The sequence below is a fragment of the Streptomyces marokkonensis genome (genome assembly GCF_039539045.1).
Taxonomy (GTDB): Bacteria; Actinomycetota; Actinomycetes; order Streptomycetales; family Streptomycetaceae; genus Streptomyces; species Streptomyces marokkonensis.
Genome location: NZ_BAABCQ010000025.1, coordinates 1 through 16,060, shown reverse-complemented (window position 1 = coordinate 16,060; position 16,060 = coordinate 1). Strand labels below are relative to the sequence as shown.

The following is a 16,060-nucleotide window of genomic DNA, read 5'->3' as shown; positions in this document are numbered from 1 at the left end:
CGAGGTCGGCATGAGCAAGGCAAACTGGCGTAGTTGCTCAGGATGTCTAGGGGGACTGCATGGACGGTGTACCGCGCGTACCGGAGCAGCGGCGTCCCGGTTCCCCGGCGGAACCGGAGATGCCGACCGAACCGGAGATGCCGACCGAGCCGGAGATGCCGACCGAGCCGGAGAGGCCGGCGGTGCTGCGCTTCGGCGTGCTCGGACCGGTGCGCGCCTGGCGCGGCGGCGAACCGCTGGCCACCGGCTCCCCCCAGCAGCGCGCCCTGCTGGCCGCCCTGCTGCTCCGCGAGGGCCGTACGGCGACGGCGTCCGAGCTGATCGACGCCCTGTGGGGCGGGGAACCGCCGCCGCAGGCACTGGCGGCGGTACGGACGTACGCCTCACGGCTGCGGAAGGTCCTGGAACCCGGTGTCCTGGTGAGCGAATCCGGCGGGTACGCCGTACGGGGGCTGGACGAGGGCGCGTTGGACCTGACCACCGCCCAGGACCTGTCGTCCGAGGCCGAGAAGGCGCGCGGCGCCGGGGACCTGTGCCACGCGCGTGACGTACTGCGCCGCGCGCTGGCACTGTGGGACGGCGAGGTACTGGCCGGCGTCCCGGGCCCGTACGCCGAGACGCAACGCGTCCGCCTGGAGGAGTGGCGGCTCCAACTCCTCGAGACTTGCCTCGACATGGATCTGGAGCAGGGGTGCCACGCGGAGTCCGTCTCGGAGTTGACGGCGCTCACGGCGGCGCACCCGCTGCGGGAACGCCTGCGCGAGCTGCTGATGCTGGCCCTGTACCGCAGCGGACGCCAGGCGGAGGCCCTCGCCGTCTACGCGGACACGCGACGCCTGCTGGCCGACGAACTCGGCGTCGACCCGCGCTTCGGCCTCCAGGAACTCCAGCAGCGCATCCTCCAGGCCGACCCGGGTCTCGCCGAACCGCCGGCCCCGGCCGTGCGGAAGACGGCGACGCCGGTCCGCCCGGCCCAGCTCCCCGCCACCGTCCCGGACTTCACGGGGCGCGCCTCCCTCGTCCGCGAGCTGAGCGGCGCGCTGTCGTCGGCCTCCGGGGACGGGAACGGTGACGGCCGCGTGATGGCGGTCTCGGCGCTGGCCGGCATAGGCGGCGTCGGCAAGACGACCCTCGCGGTGCACGTCGCCCACCAGGCGCGGGCCGCTTTCCCGGACGGGCAGCTCTACGTCGACCTCCAGGGCGCGGGCGCGCGGGCGGCGGAACCGGAGACGGTACTGGGTTCCTTCCTGCGCGCCCTGGGCACGGCCGACTCGGCCGTCCCGGACTCCCTGGAGGAACGCGCGGCGCTCTACCGCTCCCTCCTGGACGGCCGCCGCGTCCTCGTCCTGCTCGACAACGCCCGGGACGCCTCCCAGGTACGCCCGCTGCTGCCCGGCACGGAGGGCTGCGCGGCGCTGGTGACGGCGCGGGTGCGGATGGTGGACCTCGCCGGGGCCCATCTGGTCGACCTGGACGTGATGTCGCCCGACGAGGCGCTGGCGCTCTTCACGAAGATCGTGGGCCGGGAGCGGGTCGCCTCGGAACGGCAGGCGGCGCTGGACGTGGTCGGGGCCTGCGGCTTCCTGCCCCTGGCGATCCGTGTCGCGGCGTCACGGCTGGCGGCCCGCCGCACGTGGACGGTGTCGGTCCTCGCCGCGAAACTGGCGGACGAACGCCGCCGCCTGGACGAACTCCAAGCCGGCGACCTGGCCGTCAAGGCCACCTTCGAGCTGGGCTACGGGCAGCTGGAACCGGCCCAGGCGCGGGCGTTCAGGCTGCTCGGGCTGGCCGACGGCCCGGACATCTCCCTCGCGGCGGCAGCGGCGGTACTCGACCTCCCGGCACAGGAAACCGAGGACCTGCTGGAGTCCCTGGTGGACACGTCCCTGCTCGAATCGGCGGCGCCGGGCCGCTACCGCTTCCACGACCTCGTACGGCTCTACGCGCGTGCGTGCGCGGAACGGGACGAGCATCCGCCGAGCGAGCGGGGGGCGGCACTGTCGCGGCTGCTGGACTTCTACCTGGCCACGGCGGCGGGCATCTACGCGATGGAACGTCCGGGGGACCGCCTGGTGGACCACCTGGAGCCGACACGGCACGAAGGGCTGTGCTTCGCCGAGGGCACGGCCGCCCTGGACTGGCTCTACACCGAAGGGGAGTCCCTGCTGGCCTGCGTACGGCAGTCCGCGGACACGGACCGGCTGCGGCGCGGAGTGGACCTCCTGTGGGCTGCCAAGGACCTGGCCGAGTCCGGCGCCAACTCACGTCAGTACGAGGCCACGGCCATCGCCGTGTCCGAGGCCGCCCGTGCCACCGGAGACCACCGTACGGAAGGACGGGCGCGGACGACCCTCACCAACGTGCTGCTCGTGTCCGGCCGTATCCACCAGGCGGCGGAGGAGGCGCGCCTCGCCATGGAGCGGGCGGCCTCCGCACAGGATGTCGCCGCGGGCAGCTGGGCCGCCAACGACCGGGGTCTCATCTCACTGCACCAGCACCGGTACTCCGACGGCAAGACCTTCTTCGACCAGGCCATCCGGGGTTTCAGCCAGGCCGGCAACCGGGCCGGCGAGGCGACGACGTCGTTCAACCTGTCCCGCGCCCACCTGGCCATGGGCAACGTCGGCAAGGCGGTCTCCATCGCCAGGGACGGGCTCACCCTGCTCGCGGAGCTGGGCAGGACGATGCGCCTGGCCAACGGCCACTACGCCCTCGGTGTGGCCCTCACCCAGGCCGGGCGGCTCACGGAGGCCCTGAGCCAGTTCAACGAGGCACTGACCATCTTCGTGGACCACCGTCAGCGTCTGTGGGAAGGGACCACGCACTTCCGGGTCGCCGAGGCGCACATCGCCGCGCACCGTCCCGCCCAGGCGGCTCAGCACGCCGAACAGGCCCTCGCCATCGGATGCATCGGAGGCGACCGGATGCGCGGCAACGTCCTGACGCTCCTCGGCCGGTCGCTCTTCGCACTGGGACAGGCCGACCGGGCCCGGGCCTGCTGGCGTGAGGCCCTCAGGCTCTACGAGGAGAACAGCGCCTCGGAGGCCGACGAGGTGCGCACCCTGCTGGCACCCGCCGACGCGGCCTGAGCGACGCGGCGTCGGGGAGGCCGAAACGGCGGCGTTCAGCGTTCGTTTATCTCCCTCCGGCATGCTTGTGAACGCCAGACCGTCGCGTCGGGGGGCAGACGGTCACCGGGGAGCCGACGGACCAGTGTTCGGCTCCGAACGCCCGCCCGGCGGCCCCGGGGGGAGCCACCGGGCGGGCGTTTGGCACCCGACCTCGTCGTTGCAGAGGAGTACGAACCGATGAGCGAGCAGAAGGCCACGCCGGCCAAGCCGCTGGACAACCAGATGCCCACGCCGCCGGCGGACGGCGGACCCGTCGTCGCGCTGGACAACCAGATGCCCACGCCGCCGGCGAAGGACGAGCCCGTCGTCACGCTGGACAACCAGATGCCCGCGCCGCCCGCCCTGGACCGCGACGGCAAGTAGACCTTTTCCCGCACGGGGATCGGCCGCGGCGGCGCGGAGGGGAGCCGCCGCGGCCGACGTGTGTCCGCACCCGCCCTGGTGCGCGCACCGGCCCTGGTACGCGCACCGGCCCGTCGGGGTCCCTCCGGGCGCCGGTCAGGTCGTGCGGGCCGTTCCCGTGCCCTTCTCCGCGTCGAGTGCGTACACGCAGCGGTCCTTGCTGCACGCGTACACGATTCCGTCGCGGACGACCGGGGAACCGGTGATCTCGCCACCGGTGGCCAGCTTCCAGCGGAGACGCCCGTCGTCGGCCTTGAGGGTGTAGAGGAGGTGGTCCGTGGAGCCGAAGTGGATGCGGCCCTCGGCCACCGCGGGGGCGCCGACGATGTCGCCGCCCGCCTGGAAGCGCCACTTGGGTGTGCCGGTGACCGCGTCGAGCGTGTAGAGGCCCTTGCCGCTGCCCACGTGGACGTGGCCGGCCGCCACCAGGACCGGGTCGGGGGAGGAACGGGCCTCGGTCGCGATGCGCCAGCGGTCGCGGCCGTCGGTGGCGTCGAGGGCGTAGACCGTGCCGAGGTAGTCGGCGAGGTAGACACCGCCGCCGGTCACCGCGGGACCGGGCACGAAGGTGGGCGGGGCCAGGAAGACCGCCGGGGCCTCGAAGTGCCAGCGGACGTGGCCGGACGTGACCTCCAGGGCGAGGACCCGGGTGCCGGCACAGACGTAGACGTAGCCGTCGGGGGCGTGGGCGACACGGACCGGGACCCCGCCGCAGGAGGCGGCGTCGCCGATCGGGTACGACCAGCGCTCGTCGCCGGTACGGGCGTCCAGGGCGCGCAGCCGGGCGTCCTGCCAGACGTACACCGTGCCGTCGTGGAGCGCCGCGCCCGCCTCCTGGGACTCGAAGTCGGTCTGGGCGCCGGTGATCTCCCACAGCTTCTGGCCGCCCGAGGACTCGTAGGCCTGGACGCCGCCACCGCGGGTGGCGGTGACGACCGTGCCCCGGTCGGCCTGGAGGGAGTACACCCAGGCGTCGGTCTGGACGCGCCACAGGTCGGCGCCCTCGCGGGCGTCCAGGGCGAAGAGGGTCGGGCCGTCGGAGGCGTGGATACGGCCGTCCGCGACCGCCATCGACCAGGCGACGTCCCGGGTCTTGAAGCGGCGACGCCCGGTGGCCACGTCCAGGGCGTGCACCTCGAAGGAGGTGACGTAGACCAGGTCACCGGCGACGGACGGCGTGCCCCAGACGTCGTTGGACATGCGGAAGCGCCAGGGGCGCCAGCCGGCCGGTGACGCCTCGGGGGGTGCGGTGGGGGCGGACGGAGCCGCCGCCGGCAGGGCGGGGTCGGCGCCGTTGACGCCGGGGCGGGGGCGGGACCAGGACGCGGCGAGGGCGGACTCCGGCGGGGGGGCCGCGACGGCCGCGGAGCGCATGTCGGCGACGCGCGGGCCGGGGCCGATGGGTACGGAGACGCCGGCCAGCCGCACCGGTCCGGCGTCGGGGGCACCCACGGGCGCCGGCACCGGCGGTGCGTGCACGGGCGGCGCCGGTACGACGGGGTCGTGCGAGGGCGGGGGCGGAAGTGGGGGCGCGGGGACCGCGGGCCGGGCGCCGACCGGGGCAACGGCACCGCCACCGGCACCACCCGCGCCACCGACACCGCCACCGCCCCGGCCGCCGGCCGTCGTGGCGAGCTTGACCGCGGTGCGGCTGCCCCGGCGGCTCTCGATCAGGCTCACCGCCCGCTCGGGCAGCCACGCCGACGCCGTACCGCTGTCGTCGGAGCCGGAGCCGAACAGGTGCGGGGCGAGCTGTGACTGGAGGTCGGCCGGGTTGGGGCGGCCGGTCGCCTCCATCTGCATGCAGGACTCGATCAGCGGACGCAGCTCGTCCGGGAGGCCCTCGAGGTCGGGGCCCTCGCGCAGCAGCATGAAGACCGTCTCGACCGGGTTGGCGCCGTGGAAGGGCGGGTGCCCGGTGGCGGCGAAGACCAGCATGGAGCCGAGCGAGAACACGTCGCTGGCGCCGGTGACGCTGCGTGAGTCCTTCGCCTGTTCCGGGGACATGTAGGCGGGGGTGCCGACGGCGACGTTCGTCATCGTCAGACGGGTGTTCGAAACGCCGGACGCGATGCCGAAGTCGATCACCCGGGGGCCGTCCTCGACGACGAGGACGTTGGACGGCTTGAGGTCGCGGTGGACGAGTCCGGCGCCGTGGATCGACTGGAGCGCCTCCGCGACGCCCGCCGCCAGCCAGCGCACCGCCTGGGCCGGGAGCGGCCCGCACTCGTTCACTATCTCCTCGAGGGAGGGAGCGGGGACGTAGGCCGTGGCCAGCCACGGGACCGCCGCGCGCGGGTCGGCGTCGACCACCGCCGCCGTGTAGAAGCCGGAGACCGCGCGGGCCGCCTCCACCTCGCGTGTGAAGCGGACGCGGAACAGCTGGTCCTCGGCCAGCTCCGTCCGGACCGTCTTGATCGCCACCCGTCGGCCGGACGCCGAGCGCGCGAGATAGACCAGCCCCATGCCGCCGGCGCCGAGCCGCCCCAGCACCTCGAACGGCCCGATCCGCCGCGGATCGTGCTGCATCAGCTGATCCACCACCTGCCACCTCCCCGTACGGGCCGCGCCACCCACATATGTACGCGACCGAAGTGCAGCGTCTCACCACCGCACCTCCGTGGCGCCACGCACCCCGATTGTTCCTGTCCGAGGCGCTGGTGGCGAACCTGGGGACAATCAGGGTGTCTCATCCCATCCCGGGCACCGGGTCGCGCTCGCCGGGCCCGTTCAGCGTTGCAGCGGCGCGAACGACGCTCCCTGGCCACGGCATCCGGCCGTCCGTCTCGCGGGTCGGCGCGGCGACGGGAGCGCCGTCCGGCCACGCCCACACGGTCCCTCCTTCCGCCCCTCGGCCGTCCCCTCCTCAGCCTCCCGGAAGGTCCAGCCGAAGAGCTCGCCGTAAAAGCACTTGCCCGCCTCCACGCCGGAGAGCCGCGCGTCCACCCGGCAGGGGGCGCCTTCCGGGGGCGCGAACACGTAGCCCGGGTCGCTGGATGTCCACTTCGCGGATGGTCCGTTTTCGGCCATGCCGTCAAAGTAGCCACGACGCCCGCACCGCGCAGACCAGGCACACCAGCCCCTCTCCGCCCTCGCACCCCATTTGCAGTCGGCCGAATCGCGCTCGGATCACCCGTCGGTAAGCTGACGTCATGACAGGACAAGTGCGTACCGTCGACGGCCGCGTGGCCGGTCGACGTGGGCAGGCGACCCGGCAGAAACTGCTCGACTGCCTCAGCGACATGCTCAGCTCCTCTCCCTATCGCGATGTCAAAGTCATCGATGTCGCCCGCAAGGCCGGCACCTCGCCCGCGACCTTCTACCAGTACTTCCCGGACGTCGAGGGCGCCGTCCTGGAGATCGCCGAGCACATGGCCGCCGAGAGCTCCGGGCTGGCCGAACTGACGGCGGGCCGCTCGTGGGTCGGCAAGGCCGGCTGGCAGACGGCACAGGAACTCGTCGACGGATTCATGGAGTTCTGGCGGAAGAACGACGCGATCCTCCGGGTCATCGACCTGGGCGCGGCGGAGGGCGACAAACGGTTCGCCAAGATCCGTATGAAGATCCTGAACTCGGTGCACTCCTCCCTCGCGGACTCGGTCGCCGAACTGCAGGCCAAGGGCAAGGTCGACAAGGACGTGAACCCCTCGGCGATCGCCGGTTCACTGGTCGTGATGCTCGCCGGTGCGGCCTCGCAACAGAAGGGGTTCTCCTCCTGGGGCGTCAAGCAGTCCGAACTCAAGCCAAACCTGGCCCTGTTGATGCACCTGGGTGTCACCGGCAAGAAGCCCGCCAAATAGCAGGCCCGGCAGCCTGTCATTTCCGCCTCGCGTCGCGTGCCGCGCACCGCGCTACGCCGGTGGCGGCCGGCCCCCTACCACGTTCTTCATCACCGGCGTCGAGGCCGGCCGCCGCGCCTCCGCCGCCTCCGCCGCTTCCGCCACCTCGTCGACCGCCCGCTCGAACTCGGCGTCCGTGTCCCGGCCCTCCCGCCACGCCGACATGAAGACCAGCGCCTCGAAGTTCGGGCCCACGGCGGTCAGGTCCACCGTCCCCCCGGCGGATGCGCCGACGCACGCACCGGCCGATGTCCCGGCGGACGTCCCCGGAACGGGGAACAGCCGCCCGTCCGCACGGTGTTGTGCTCAGCACCGACGCCCGTACCCGCTGGAGGAGACCGGAATGGCCCTGACCCGCGAAGAGCGTGAGAAGTTCCTGGCCGAGCCCCGCATCGCCGCGCTCGCGGTCGACGCGGGAGCGGGGCGTGCCCCGCTGACCGTGCCGATCTGGTACCAGTACGAGCCCGGCGGCGACGCCTGGATCATGACCGGGCTCGACAGCCGCAAGAACGAGCTGATCAAGGCGGCGGGCCGGTTCTCCCTGATGGTCGACCGTCTCGAGCCCACCATCCGGTACGTATCGGTGGAGGGGCCGGTCGTCGAGACGGCCACCGCCACCGAGGAGCACCTGCGGGAGATGGCCACCCGCTACCTGCCGGCCGAGAAGGTCGAGGGCTACGTCGCCTTCGCCTCCGCCGACCACGGAGACCAGGTCGTCGTCCGCATGCGTCCCGAACGCTGGGTCTCCTCGGACCTCGGCTCGGTGTGACCCCCCGGCACCCGTGACAATCGGGGCATGGGAACCGATCTCCACGAACTGCTGAGGTCACTGCGGGTGTGGGATCCCGCGGTCACCGAACTGCCGCCCTTCGACCCGGCCACCGCGCCCGGCGGCCCCCTGGCCCTGTTCACGCGGTGGTTCGCCGACGCGGTGGCGGCCGGCCAGAGCGAGCCGCACACGGTGTCACTGGCGACGTCGGACGCCCAGGGCCTGCCGGACGTCCGCATCGTGATGCTGCACGGTGCGGACACCGACGGCTGGTCCTTCGCCACGCACGCCGACAGCCGCAAGGGCCGCCACCTCGCCGCCCGCCCGTACGCCGCGCTCGTCTTCTACTGGCCGGTGCTGGGCCGCCAGGTGCGCCTGCGCGGCCCGGTCGCCGTCGCCCCGGCCGAGGAGGCGCAGGCCGACCTGCACGCGCGGTCGACCGGTGCCCTGGCCGCCGCCCTCACCGGCCGGCAGAGCGCGGATCTGGACTCGCCGGACGAGCTGGCCCGGGCGTCCGAAGAGGCCTGGGAACGGGCCGGGAGGGAGCCGGAGACCCCCGTCCCCTCATGGACGCTGTACCGGCTGGCCCCCGACGAGGTGGAGTTCTTCCAGGGGGACGCCCGCCGCCGCCACGTACGGCTGGCCTACCGGCGGGCGGCGGACGGCGGCTGGGGCACGCGGTCGCTGTGGCCGTGAGCGGCGGACCTGAGCGGCGGACCTGAGCGGTGGGCCCTTGACGGCAGTCATGAGCGGCGGACCCCTGACGGCAGTCACGAGCGGCGGTCGCCGCCCCGCCGGTCGCCGCCCCGCCGGTCACCGCCCGCCGGTCACCGCCGGCTCCTCGTCCGTCGCCAGCCGCGCGTGCAGGTGCGCGTCCCGGAACGCGTCGTGCCGGCCGGCCTCGAACATCGCCCCGCGCAACGTGCCCTCGTGGACGTAGCCGCAGCGTTCGGCGATCCGGCAGGAGGCCTCGTGCTCCACCGCGTGGCCCAGTTCCAGGCGGTACAGGCCGAGGTCCGCGAAGGCCCAGCGCGACGCGAGGAGCAGGGCGCGGGTGGCGACCCCCCGGCCGCGGGCCTCGGGAAGCACCCAGTAGCCGACTCGTGCCAGCTTCAGCGGCCGGTTGATCTCGTTGACGCCGATGTGACCCAGCGCCGTACCGCTCTCCGCGTCCGTGATCCGGAACGACGCGGACCTGCCCTCCTCGGCGTCCAGCGCCCGTGCGCGCAGCGCCTTACGCGCCCCGCCGAGGTCCGTCCACAGCTTCAGCGGCGTGTTCCAGCGCTGGAACTCGGGGTCGAGGTGGCCGCGGAGCCACGTCTGCGCATCGGCGTCACAACCGGCGTCCCAGGACCGGAGACGGAGGCCGTGTCCCTGCGGTTCGGTGTGGGAGGGGGCGAAGGTGTGCGTGCGTGTGTGGGCCATCGGGCCATTCAATCCGACCGGGAGACGTTGCCTGCAGGCGGTCGTGACCGATCCGCAACCGATTTCCGTCTTGACCGAGACCCATCAAGCAAGGTCGTGATTACGCTCGCGGCATGGCCGACTCCACAGCGTCCGCTGAACCGCAGCCCGCCCACCCCGCGGACCGCCCCGTGTACGTCATCGGCGCCGGTCCCGGCGGCCTCGCCGCCGCCCACGCACTCAGGAAACGCGGCATACGGGCCGTCGTCCTGGAGCGGGCCGACCACGTCGGTTCCTCCTGGCGGCGTCACTACGACCGCCTTCGCCTGCACACCACGCGCCGTCTGTCGTCCCTGCCGGGACTGCCCATGCCGCGCCGCTTCGGGCGGTGGGTGGCCAGGGACGACGTGGTGCGGTATCTGGAGAAGTATGCCGAGCACCACAGGCTGGAGATCGTCACCGGCGTCGAGGTCTTCCGCGTCGAGCGCGCCCCCGACGGGGACGGCTGGCTGCTGCACGCCTCCGGGGGGCGCGAGCTGACCGGCGCCGCGGTCGTGGTCGCCACCGGTCACAGTCACACCCCGCGCGTGCCGGACTGGCCCGGCCGGGACTCGTACACCGGCGAGTTGCGGCATGCCGCCGAGTACCGGAACGCGGCTCCGTACGCCGGCCGGGACGTCCTGGTCGTCGGCGTCGGCAACACCGGCGCGGAGATCGCCGTGGACCTGGTGGAGGGCGGGGCCGCGAGGGTGTGGCTGTCCGTGCGCACCGCGCCGCACATCGTGCGCCGCTCGACGGCCGGCTGGCCCGCCCAGTACAACGGCGTCCTCGTACGGCGGCTGCCGGCCGGCCTCGTCGACCGGCTTGCCCGGCCGCTGGCCAGGATCAGCACGCCCGACCTGTCGGCGCACGGGCTGCCCCGCCCGGACACCGGGCTCCTCACCCGGGTCACCGAGGGCGCCATCCCGGTGCAGGACGTCGGTCTGACCGACGCGGTGCGCGGCGGCCGGGTGGAGGTCGTCGCCGCCGTGGAAGGCTTCGAGGACGGCAAGGTACGGCTCACCGACGGCACCCGCGTCGCACCGGACACAGTGCTCGCCGCCACCGGCTATCTCCGCGGTCTGGAGGGGCTGGTCGGCCACCTCGGCGTGCTCGACGCCCGCGGCAGACCGGTCGTGCGGGGCGCCCGCACCCCGAAGAACGCCCCCGGCCTGTACTTCACCGGCTTCACCAACCCCGTCAGCGGCATGCTCCGCGAGCTGGCGCGGGACGCTGTACGCATCGCCGGAGCCGTTGCGAAAAGGGACGGGGGCCGGGTCTCGCGGCTTGCGGGGTGAGGGCGGGTGGGCGACACCGAGGCCGAGGCGAGGCTCAGGACGCGCCGAGTGCCGTAGTCGGGCGGCGGCGGATCACCAGGGCCATCAGGGCCGCCGCCGCGCAGAGCGCCCCGGAGGCGTACCAGACCACCTCGTAGGAACCGAAGGTGTCGCGGGCGGCGCCGCCGAGGAAGGCGACGAGGGCGGCGCCGACCTGGTGGGAGGCGAGGACCCAGCCGAAGACGATCGCGCTGTCGTCGCCGTAGTGCTCGCGGCACAGGGCGAGGGTGGGCGGGACGGTGGCGACCCAGTCGAGGCCGTAGAAGACGATGAAGAAGATCATCGGCGGGTGGATGCTGGGGGCGAGCAGCATGGGGAGGAAGAGGAGGGAGACGCCGCGCAGGGCGTAGTAGACGGCGAGCAGGCGGCGCGGTTCGAAGCGGTCGGTGAACCAGCCGGAGGCGATCGTGCCGACCACGTCGAACACACCGATGACGGCGAGCATCGAGGCGGCTGTCGTCAGCGGCATGCCGTGGTCGTGGGCGGCGGGGATGAAGTGGGTCTGGATCAGGCCGTTGGTGGAGGCGCCGCAGATGGCGAAGGTGCCGGCCAGCAGCCAGAACGGGCCGCTGCGGACGGCGGAGCGAAGCATCGTGAGCGCGCGGCGGGCGGCACCGGGCACGGGAGCCGGCTTGGGCACGAACTCCTTGGCGCCGTAGGGCTTCTGACCCACGTCCGCCGGGTGGTCGCGGAGGAGGAGCCAGACGAAGGGGACGACGGCGAGGGCGGCCAGGGCGACGGTGACGGCCGCGGGGCGCCAGTCGTACGTCTCCACGATCCAGGACAGCAGCGGCAGGAAGATCAGCTGTCCGGAGGCCGCGGCGGCGGTGAGGACGCCGGTGACCAGGCCGCGCCGCTCGGTGAACCAGCGGTTGGTGACGGTGGCGGCGAAGGCCAGCGCCATCGAGCCGGAGCCGATACCGACCAACAGGCCCCAGCAGAGGATCAGTTGCCAGGCGGACTCCATCCACACCGTCAGGCCCGAGCCGAGCGCGATCACGACCAGGGCCGTGGCCACCACGCGCCGGATGCCGAAGCGGTCCATCAGCGCCGCAGCGAAGGGGGCGGTCAGACCGTAGAGCGCGAGGTTGACGGAGACGGCGGCGCCGATCGTGCCGCGCGACCAGCCGAAGTCCTCATGGAGAGGGTCGACGAGGATGCCGGGCAGGGAGCGGAAGGCGGCGGCGCCGATGATCGTCACGAAGGTGACGGCGACGACCCACCAGGCGCGGTGCAACCGGGCGCGGGGCACCCGGGCGCGGCGGCGCGGGCGGACGGGATCCGGCCGGAGTGGCGGAGTCGCTGGTTCTGCTGCGTCGGCATCGGCGGCGTCGGTGGGCTGGGTCATGTCACTGAGCTTCCGATGCGGGCGCCGTCCGATCGAGTGGCCCGAAAGACATGGTTCGCTAGGATCGGGCCATGACGCCCGACCGCACGCATCGCGCACCCCGGCCACCCCGGTCGCACCCGTCGCACCAGCCGCACCAGCCGCACCGCGTCGTCGTTCTCGCGCTCGACGGCCTGCTCCCCTTCGAACTGGGCATCCCGCAACGGATCTTCGGACGCGCCCGGGACGAACAGTTGCGCCCGCTGTACGAGGTCGTCACCTGCTCGGTCCGCCCGCCCGGCCCGGTCGACACCGACGCGGACTTCGCGGTCCTGGTCGAGAACGGCCCCGAGGCACTGGCGACCGCCGACACAGTCGTCGTGCCGAGTTCCTACGAGTTGGGCCCGGTGTACGAGGAGGGTGTGCTGACCGAGGAGTTGGCCACCGCGCTCGCGCTCGTCCGGCCCGGCGCCCGGCTCGTCGCGATCTGCACCGGCGGATACGTCCTGGCCGCCGCCGGGTGCCTCGACGGCCGGCCGGCGACCACACACTGGGCCTCCGCCGAGCACTTCCAGCGGCTGTTCCCGAAGGTGCGGGTCGACCCGGACGTGCTGTTCGTCGACGACGGCGACGTGCTCACCTCGGCCGGGGTGGCGGCCGGGATCGACCTGTGCGTGCACATCGTGCGCCGGGACCACGGCACCGCCGTCGCCAACGACGTGGCCCGCCGCACCGTCGTGCCGCCGCACCGCGACGGCGGTCAGGCGCAGTACATCGAGCGGCCGGTGCCGGATCCACAGCAGTCGTCCACCACCAACGCCCGCGCCTGGGCGCTCGGCCGCCTCCAGGAGCCGATCCAGTTGCGGGACATGGCCGCCCAGGAGTCGATGTCCGTCCGCACCTTCACCCGCCGCTTCCGCGAGGAGGCCGGCGTCAGTCCGGGCCAGTGGCTCACCGGTCAGCGCGTCGAGCGGGCGCGGCACCTGCTGGAGTCCACCGCCCTGTCCGTCGACCAGGTGGCACGCGAGGCCGGCTTCGGCACGGCCCAGTCGATGCGGCAGCACCTGATGGCGACGCTCGGGGTCACTCCGACCGCGTACCGGCGGACCTTCCGGACGGAGTTGTCCACAGCCTGTGGACAATGAGGGGAAGCCTTGGCACGCTTCCCCGACTCGTCGGAACGGCGCGCGGCGCCGTCCGCCCCGAACATGGCACCGCGCGCCGCCACCCGACTCCGGCGCTCCCGCCCGGCTCCCGTCGCCCCCGAGGAACCGCCGCCGAATCACGACCCACGCTCGCCGAGGGCTCCGTCACCGAACCCTCGTCGTCCCCTCGCGGCGAATCGTTGCCTACAAGCGTGAGGAAGCGGTCACGACCCGTCAACCGGAGAAGGGGAGTTCATCACTTACATCCCATTTGCGCGGGACGCGCACGGAAGCACACCCCGGCGCACTGCCGCGTCAGCCCGGGAGACAGCGGGGCCGCATGCACCCGGCGCATCCCGCGCCTGCCGCCACACCGCTACCCCGCCACACCGCTACACCACTTCGTACGCGAACCCCTCGTACGCCACCGTGCCACCACCGCTCCCACAGGCCGGCCCGGCGCCCTCGCGCTCGCTGCAGCGGTCCAGTTCGCACCAGATGCGCTTGCCGGTACCTTCCCGGCTCCAGCCCCAGCGGTCGGCGAGGCCGTCGACGAGGGCGAGACCCCGGCCACCCGTGGCCTCGCCGTTCACACAGCGGGGCTCCGGGGACCGGTCGCTGGCGTCGTCCACCTCGAGACGGACGGTGGCCTCCTCGGCCTCCTCGGCCACCGTCCCCGGCAGCATCAGCCGTAGCACGGCCGAACGGCCCGTGTGCACCACGGCGTTGGTGACGAGTTCCGAGACGAGCAGGACCAGCGTCTCGGCGAGTGGTTCGTCGGCCCGTATACCCGCCCCGGCGAGCCGCGAGCGCGCCCACCGCCTCGCACGCCCCACTTCCGAGGGGTCGGGCCGGACCTCCAGTTGCACTTGAAGCACCTGCACCGCTCACACCATCCGAACCGGCGGACACAAAGGCTCGCGCCTCATGAGGGCCACGATCGTAGCCATTCTCTGCATGGCCAGAACAACGGCCGGGTCGGGGATCACGGAACGTGAATCCCTCGTGGCACAGCATGGTTGACCTACAGTCACGCCAACAAGCGCTTCGGGCATATTCCAGCGCGAAGGAGTACCCGTGCGGCATACTGTGCGACGCCCGATCCGGGCCGTCGAACAGGCGGCGGCCGGCGGCCGTTCCGCCCTGCGGGGCAAGGCGCACACCGCCGGTCCCGGAACCGCCCCAGGGGCAACTCCGGCCCGGTCGGCGCTCAGGACCACTCGCATCCCACACAAGGTACCGGAGTGTGGCACCGACTCCGGGCTGTGACGAGTCACGCGGCGGACACAACCCGATATCAACGCTCCGTGACATCGCTCTGCCACGATCCGCGTCATTCGTGCGGGAAACCGGTGGCGGCCGCAACCGGTCGGGAAGCCGGTGGCTGCCGTCCCGTCCCCCGCGATCGGGATCCGCTACTCGGGCACGGTGAAGTAGCGGGCGAAGGCGGGGACGATCTCCGCCTCCCCCACCTTGCCGTCGCCGTCCGCGTCGAGCGCGGCGGCGACCGCCCGGGCGGTGTCGCCGGGCACACCGAGCACGGTGAGCACGCGCGCGGCGTCCTCCACGGTGGCGTCGCCGTCACCGTCGGTGTCGGCGACGTCCAGGATCGCGTGCAGGAAGGGGCGGGCGATCTCGGCGAACCGGTCCGGGTTGTCGCGCAGTCGCTTGACCGCCGCGGTGACGAACTCCTCACGGGTGATGCGCTGATCGCCGTCCCGGTCGGCGATACCCGCCATGCCCTGCCAGAGCGCCTCCGCGCCGCCGTACAGGGCCTGTCCCTTTTCGGAGCGGGCGGTGGTGCCGAACTCGGCGAGCAGCGCCTTGGCCGCTCCGTTGAAGTCCGCGCGGTCGATGTAGCCGTTGCCGTCCTGGTCGAAGGTGGCGAACCGCGCGGCGATCCTGCGCTCGTACTCGCTGTTGACCATTGTTTTCTCCGGCCGCCTCACGTCGGTGTCGGTGCTCTGCGTCTCGCTCGGAGCGTACGACGTGGGACGCGGCCTCGGGCGGGATCCACGCGGAGAGGTCTGCTCGGAGAGAGGCCTCACGGAGAGATGTCTCATGGAGAGGCGCCTCCCGGGGAGAGGCCTGCGCGGAGGCGGGCCTACGCGGAGAGGGGCCTACGCGGAGAGGGGGCGCGGCTCGTCGCCGGTCGCCGAGGCCAGATCGGGGTGGACGTCGAAGAGCCGGCGCACGCCGAGCGCGCCGAGGACGCGGTTGACGTGGGAGCCGTCGACGGCTCCCTGGGCCGGCAGTATCAGCCGCAGCCGGCCCTGGCAGGAGCGGATGAGCCGCCGGGAGGCGATGAGCACACCGACCCCGCTGGAGTCACAGAAGAGGACCTCGGAGAGATCCAGGACAAGACTGTGCCGCCCCTCGGCCACCTCGTCGTGCACGCGCTGCCGCAGCACCGGTGACGTCACCAGGTCCAGTTCGCCCGACACCTGGAGCACGGCCCACTGACCCTGCTCGCCGCCGGTCACGTTGAACGCCACCACCACGCCTTTCATTCGTCGGTACGTCCGGAATCACCCGAAACGGAAGCCACGCTTACGCTTCTTGGGCGCGCGCCTGCCCACCGGCCGTTCCCGCAAACGCCCGGCCGGAAACGGGGTTCGGCCAGAAGAGGCTTGTTTCAGACGGTTTCGATCCTGTTCGATCAAAAAC

At 72.9% G+C, this 16,060-nt stretch carries 14 protein-coding genes and 1 pseudogene; 7 read left to right on the top strand and 8 right to left on the bottom strand.

All coding sequences use genetic code 11. The annotated features are described in order from the left end of the window. Positions 1-59: 59 nt before the first annotated feature. Both afsR and afsS read left to right on the top strand, forming a co-directional pair. Positions 60-3,089: an SARP-family global regulator AfsR gene (afsR, locus tag ABEA26_RS09020; RefSeq protein ID WP_345590840.1), complete on the top strand. Its 3,030-nt coding sequence runs from the start codon at positions 60-62 to the stop codon at positions 3,087-3,089. Between the two features lie 219 nt (positions 3,090-3,308). After that, entirely contained in the window at positions 3,309-3,494 is a 186-nt protein-coding gene (afsS, locus tag ABEA26_RS09015) for a regulatory protein AfsS (RefSeq protein WP_345590839.1), read from the top strand. Positions 3,495-3,629: 135 nt separating this feature from the next. Here afsS and afsK read toward each other — a convergent pair whose 3' ends face one another. Beyond that, positions 3,630-6,077, bottom strand: a complete 2,448-nt coding sequence (gene afsK / locus ABEA26_RS09010; RefSeq protein ID WP_345590836.1) for a protein serine/threonine kinase AfsK — start codon at positions 6,075-6,077, stop codon at positions 3,630-3,632. Positions 6,078-6,285: 208 nt separating this feature from the next. Then, a pseudogene (locus tag ABEA26_RS36285) lies at positions 6,286-6,563 on the bottom strand (VOC family protein); the annotation flags it as partial. Positions 6,564-6,697: 134 nt separating this feature from the next. Here ABEA26_RS36285 and ABEA26_RS09000 point away from each other — a divergent pair. After that, positions 6,698-7,333 carry a TetR family transcriptional regulator gene (locus tag ABEA26_RS09000; RefSeq protein ID WP_345590910.1) on the top strand — a complete coding sequence of 212 codons (636 nt, stop codon included), beginning with the start codon at positions 6,698-6,700 and terminating at the stop codon, positions 7,331-7,333. A gap of 51 nt (positions 7,334-7,384) precedes the next feature. Here ABEA26_RS09000 and ABEA26_RS08995 read toward each other — a convergent pair whose 3' ends face one another. After that, complete coding sequence (locus tag ABEA26_RS08995; protein WP_345590834.1) at positions 7,385-7,582, bottom strand: hypothetical protein; 198 nt, start codon at positions 7,580-7,582, stop codon at positions 7,385-7,387. A 133-nt stretch (positions 7,583-7,715) separates the two neighbouring features. Between ABEA26_RS08995 and ABEA26_RS08990 the strand changes: the two genes are divergently transcribed. After that, entirely contained in the window at positions 7,716-8,141 is a 426-nt protein-coding gene (locus tag ABEA26_RS08990; protein WP_345590832.1) for a pyridoxamine 5'-phosphate oxidase family protein, read from the top strand. Positions 8,142-8,168: 27 nt separating this feature from the next. Beyond that, on the top strand, positions 8,169-8,837 hold the full coding sequence (locus tag ABEA26_RS08985; protein ID WP_345590830.1) for a pyridoxine/pyridoxamine 5'-phosphate oxidase: 669 nt from the start codon (positions 8,169-8,171) through the stop codon (positions 8,835-8,837). A gap of 117 nt (positions 8,838-8,954) precedes the next feature. Here the strand turns inward: ABEA26_RS08985 and ABEA26_RS08980 are convergent, their stop codons facing one another. Then, complete coding sequence (locus ABEA26_RS08980; protein WP_345590828.1) at positions 8,955-9,566, bottom strand: GNAT family N-acetyltransferase; 612 nt, start codon at positions 9,564-9,566, stop codon at positions 8,955-8,957. A 113-nt stretch (positions 9,567-9,679) separates the two neighbouring features. On the opposite strand from ABEA26_RS08980, the gene ABEA26_RS08975 reads away from it, so the two are divergent. Continuing rightward, complete coding sequence (locus ABEA26_RS08975) at positions 9,680-10,882, top strand: flavin-containing monooxygenase (protein WP_345590826.1); 1,203 nt, start codon at positions 9,680-9,682, stop codon at positions 10,880-10,882. A gap of 34 nt (positions 10,883-10,916) precedes the next feature. Here ABEA26_RS08975 and ABEA26_RS08970 read toward each other — a convergent pair whose 3' ends face one another. After that, a complete protein-coding gene (locus ABEA26_RS08970; RefSeq protein ID WP_345590823.1) occupies positions 10,917-12,269 on the bottom strand; it encodes an MFS transporter in 1,353 nt (450 codons plus the stop codon). A 71-nt stretch (positions 12,270-12,340) separates the two neighbouring features. On the opposite strand from ABEA26_RS08970, the gene ABEA26_RS08965 reads away from it, so the two are divergent. Beyond that, the gene (locus tag ABEA26_RS08965) at positions 12,341-13,393 is read left to right on the top strand and encodes a GlxA family transcriptional regulator (protein WP_345590821.1); all 1,053 of its coding nucleotides are present in this window, start codon (positions 12,341-12,343) and stop codon (positions 13,391-13,393) included. A gap of 392 nt (positions 13,394-13,785) precedes the next feature. Here the strand turns inward: ABEA26_RS08965 and ABEA26_RS08960 are convergent, their stop codons facing one another. The 3 genes from ABEA26_RS08960 to ABEA26_RS08950 form a co-directional block, all read right to left on the bottom strand. After that, positions 13,786-14,262 (bottom strand): ATP-binding protein, encoded by a 477-nt coding sequence (locus ABEA26_RS08960; RefSeq protein ID WP_345590909.1) that lies wholly within the window; start codon positions 14,260-14,262, stop codon positions 13,786-13,788. Between the two features lie 546 nt (positions 14,263-14,808). Continuing rightward, the gene (locus ABEA26_RS08955; RefSeq protein WP_345590819.1) at positions 14,809-15,321 is read right to left on the bottom strand and encodes an EF-hand domain-containing protein; all 513 of its coding nucleotides are present in this window, start codon (positions 15,319-15,321) and stop codon (positions 14,809-14,811) included. A gap of 192 nt (positions 15,322-15,513) precedes the next feature. Then, positions 15,514-15,894, bottom strand: a complete 381-nt coding sequence (locus ABEA26_RS08950; protein WP_345590818.1) for an STAS domain-containing protein — start codon at positions 15,892-15,894, stop codon at positions 15,514-15,516. Positions 15,895-16,060 lie beyond the last annotated feature (166 nt).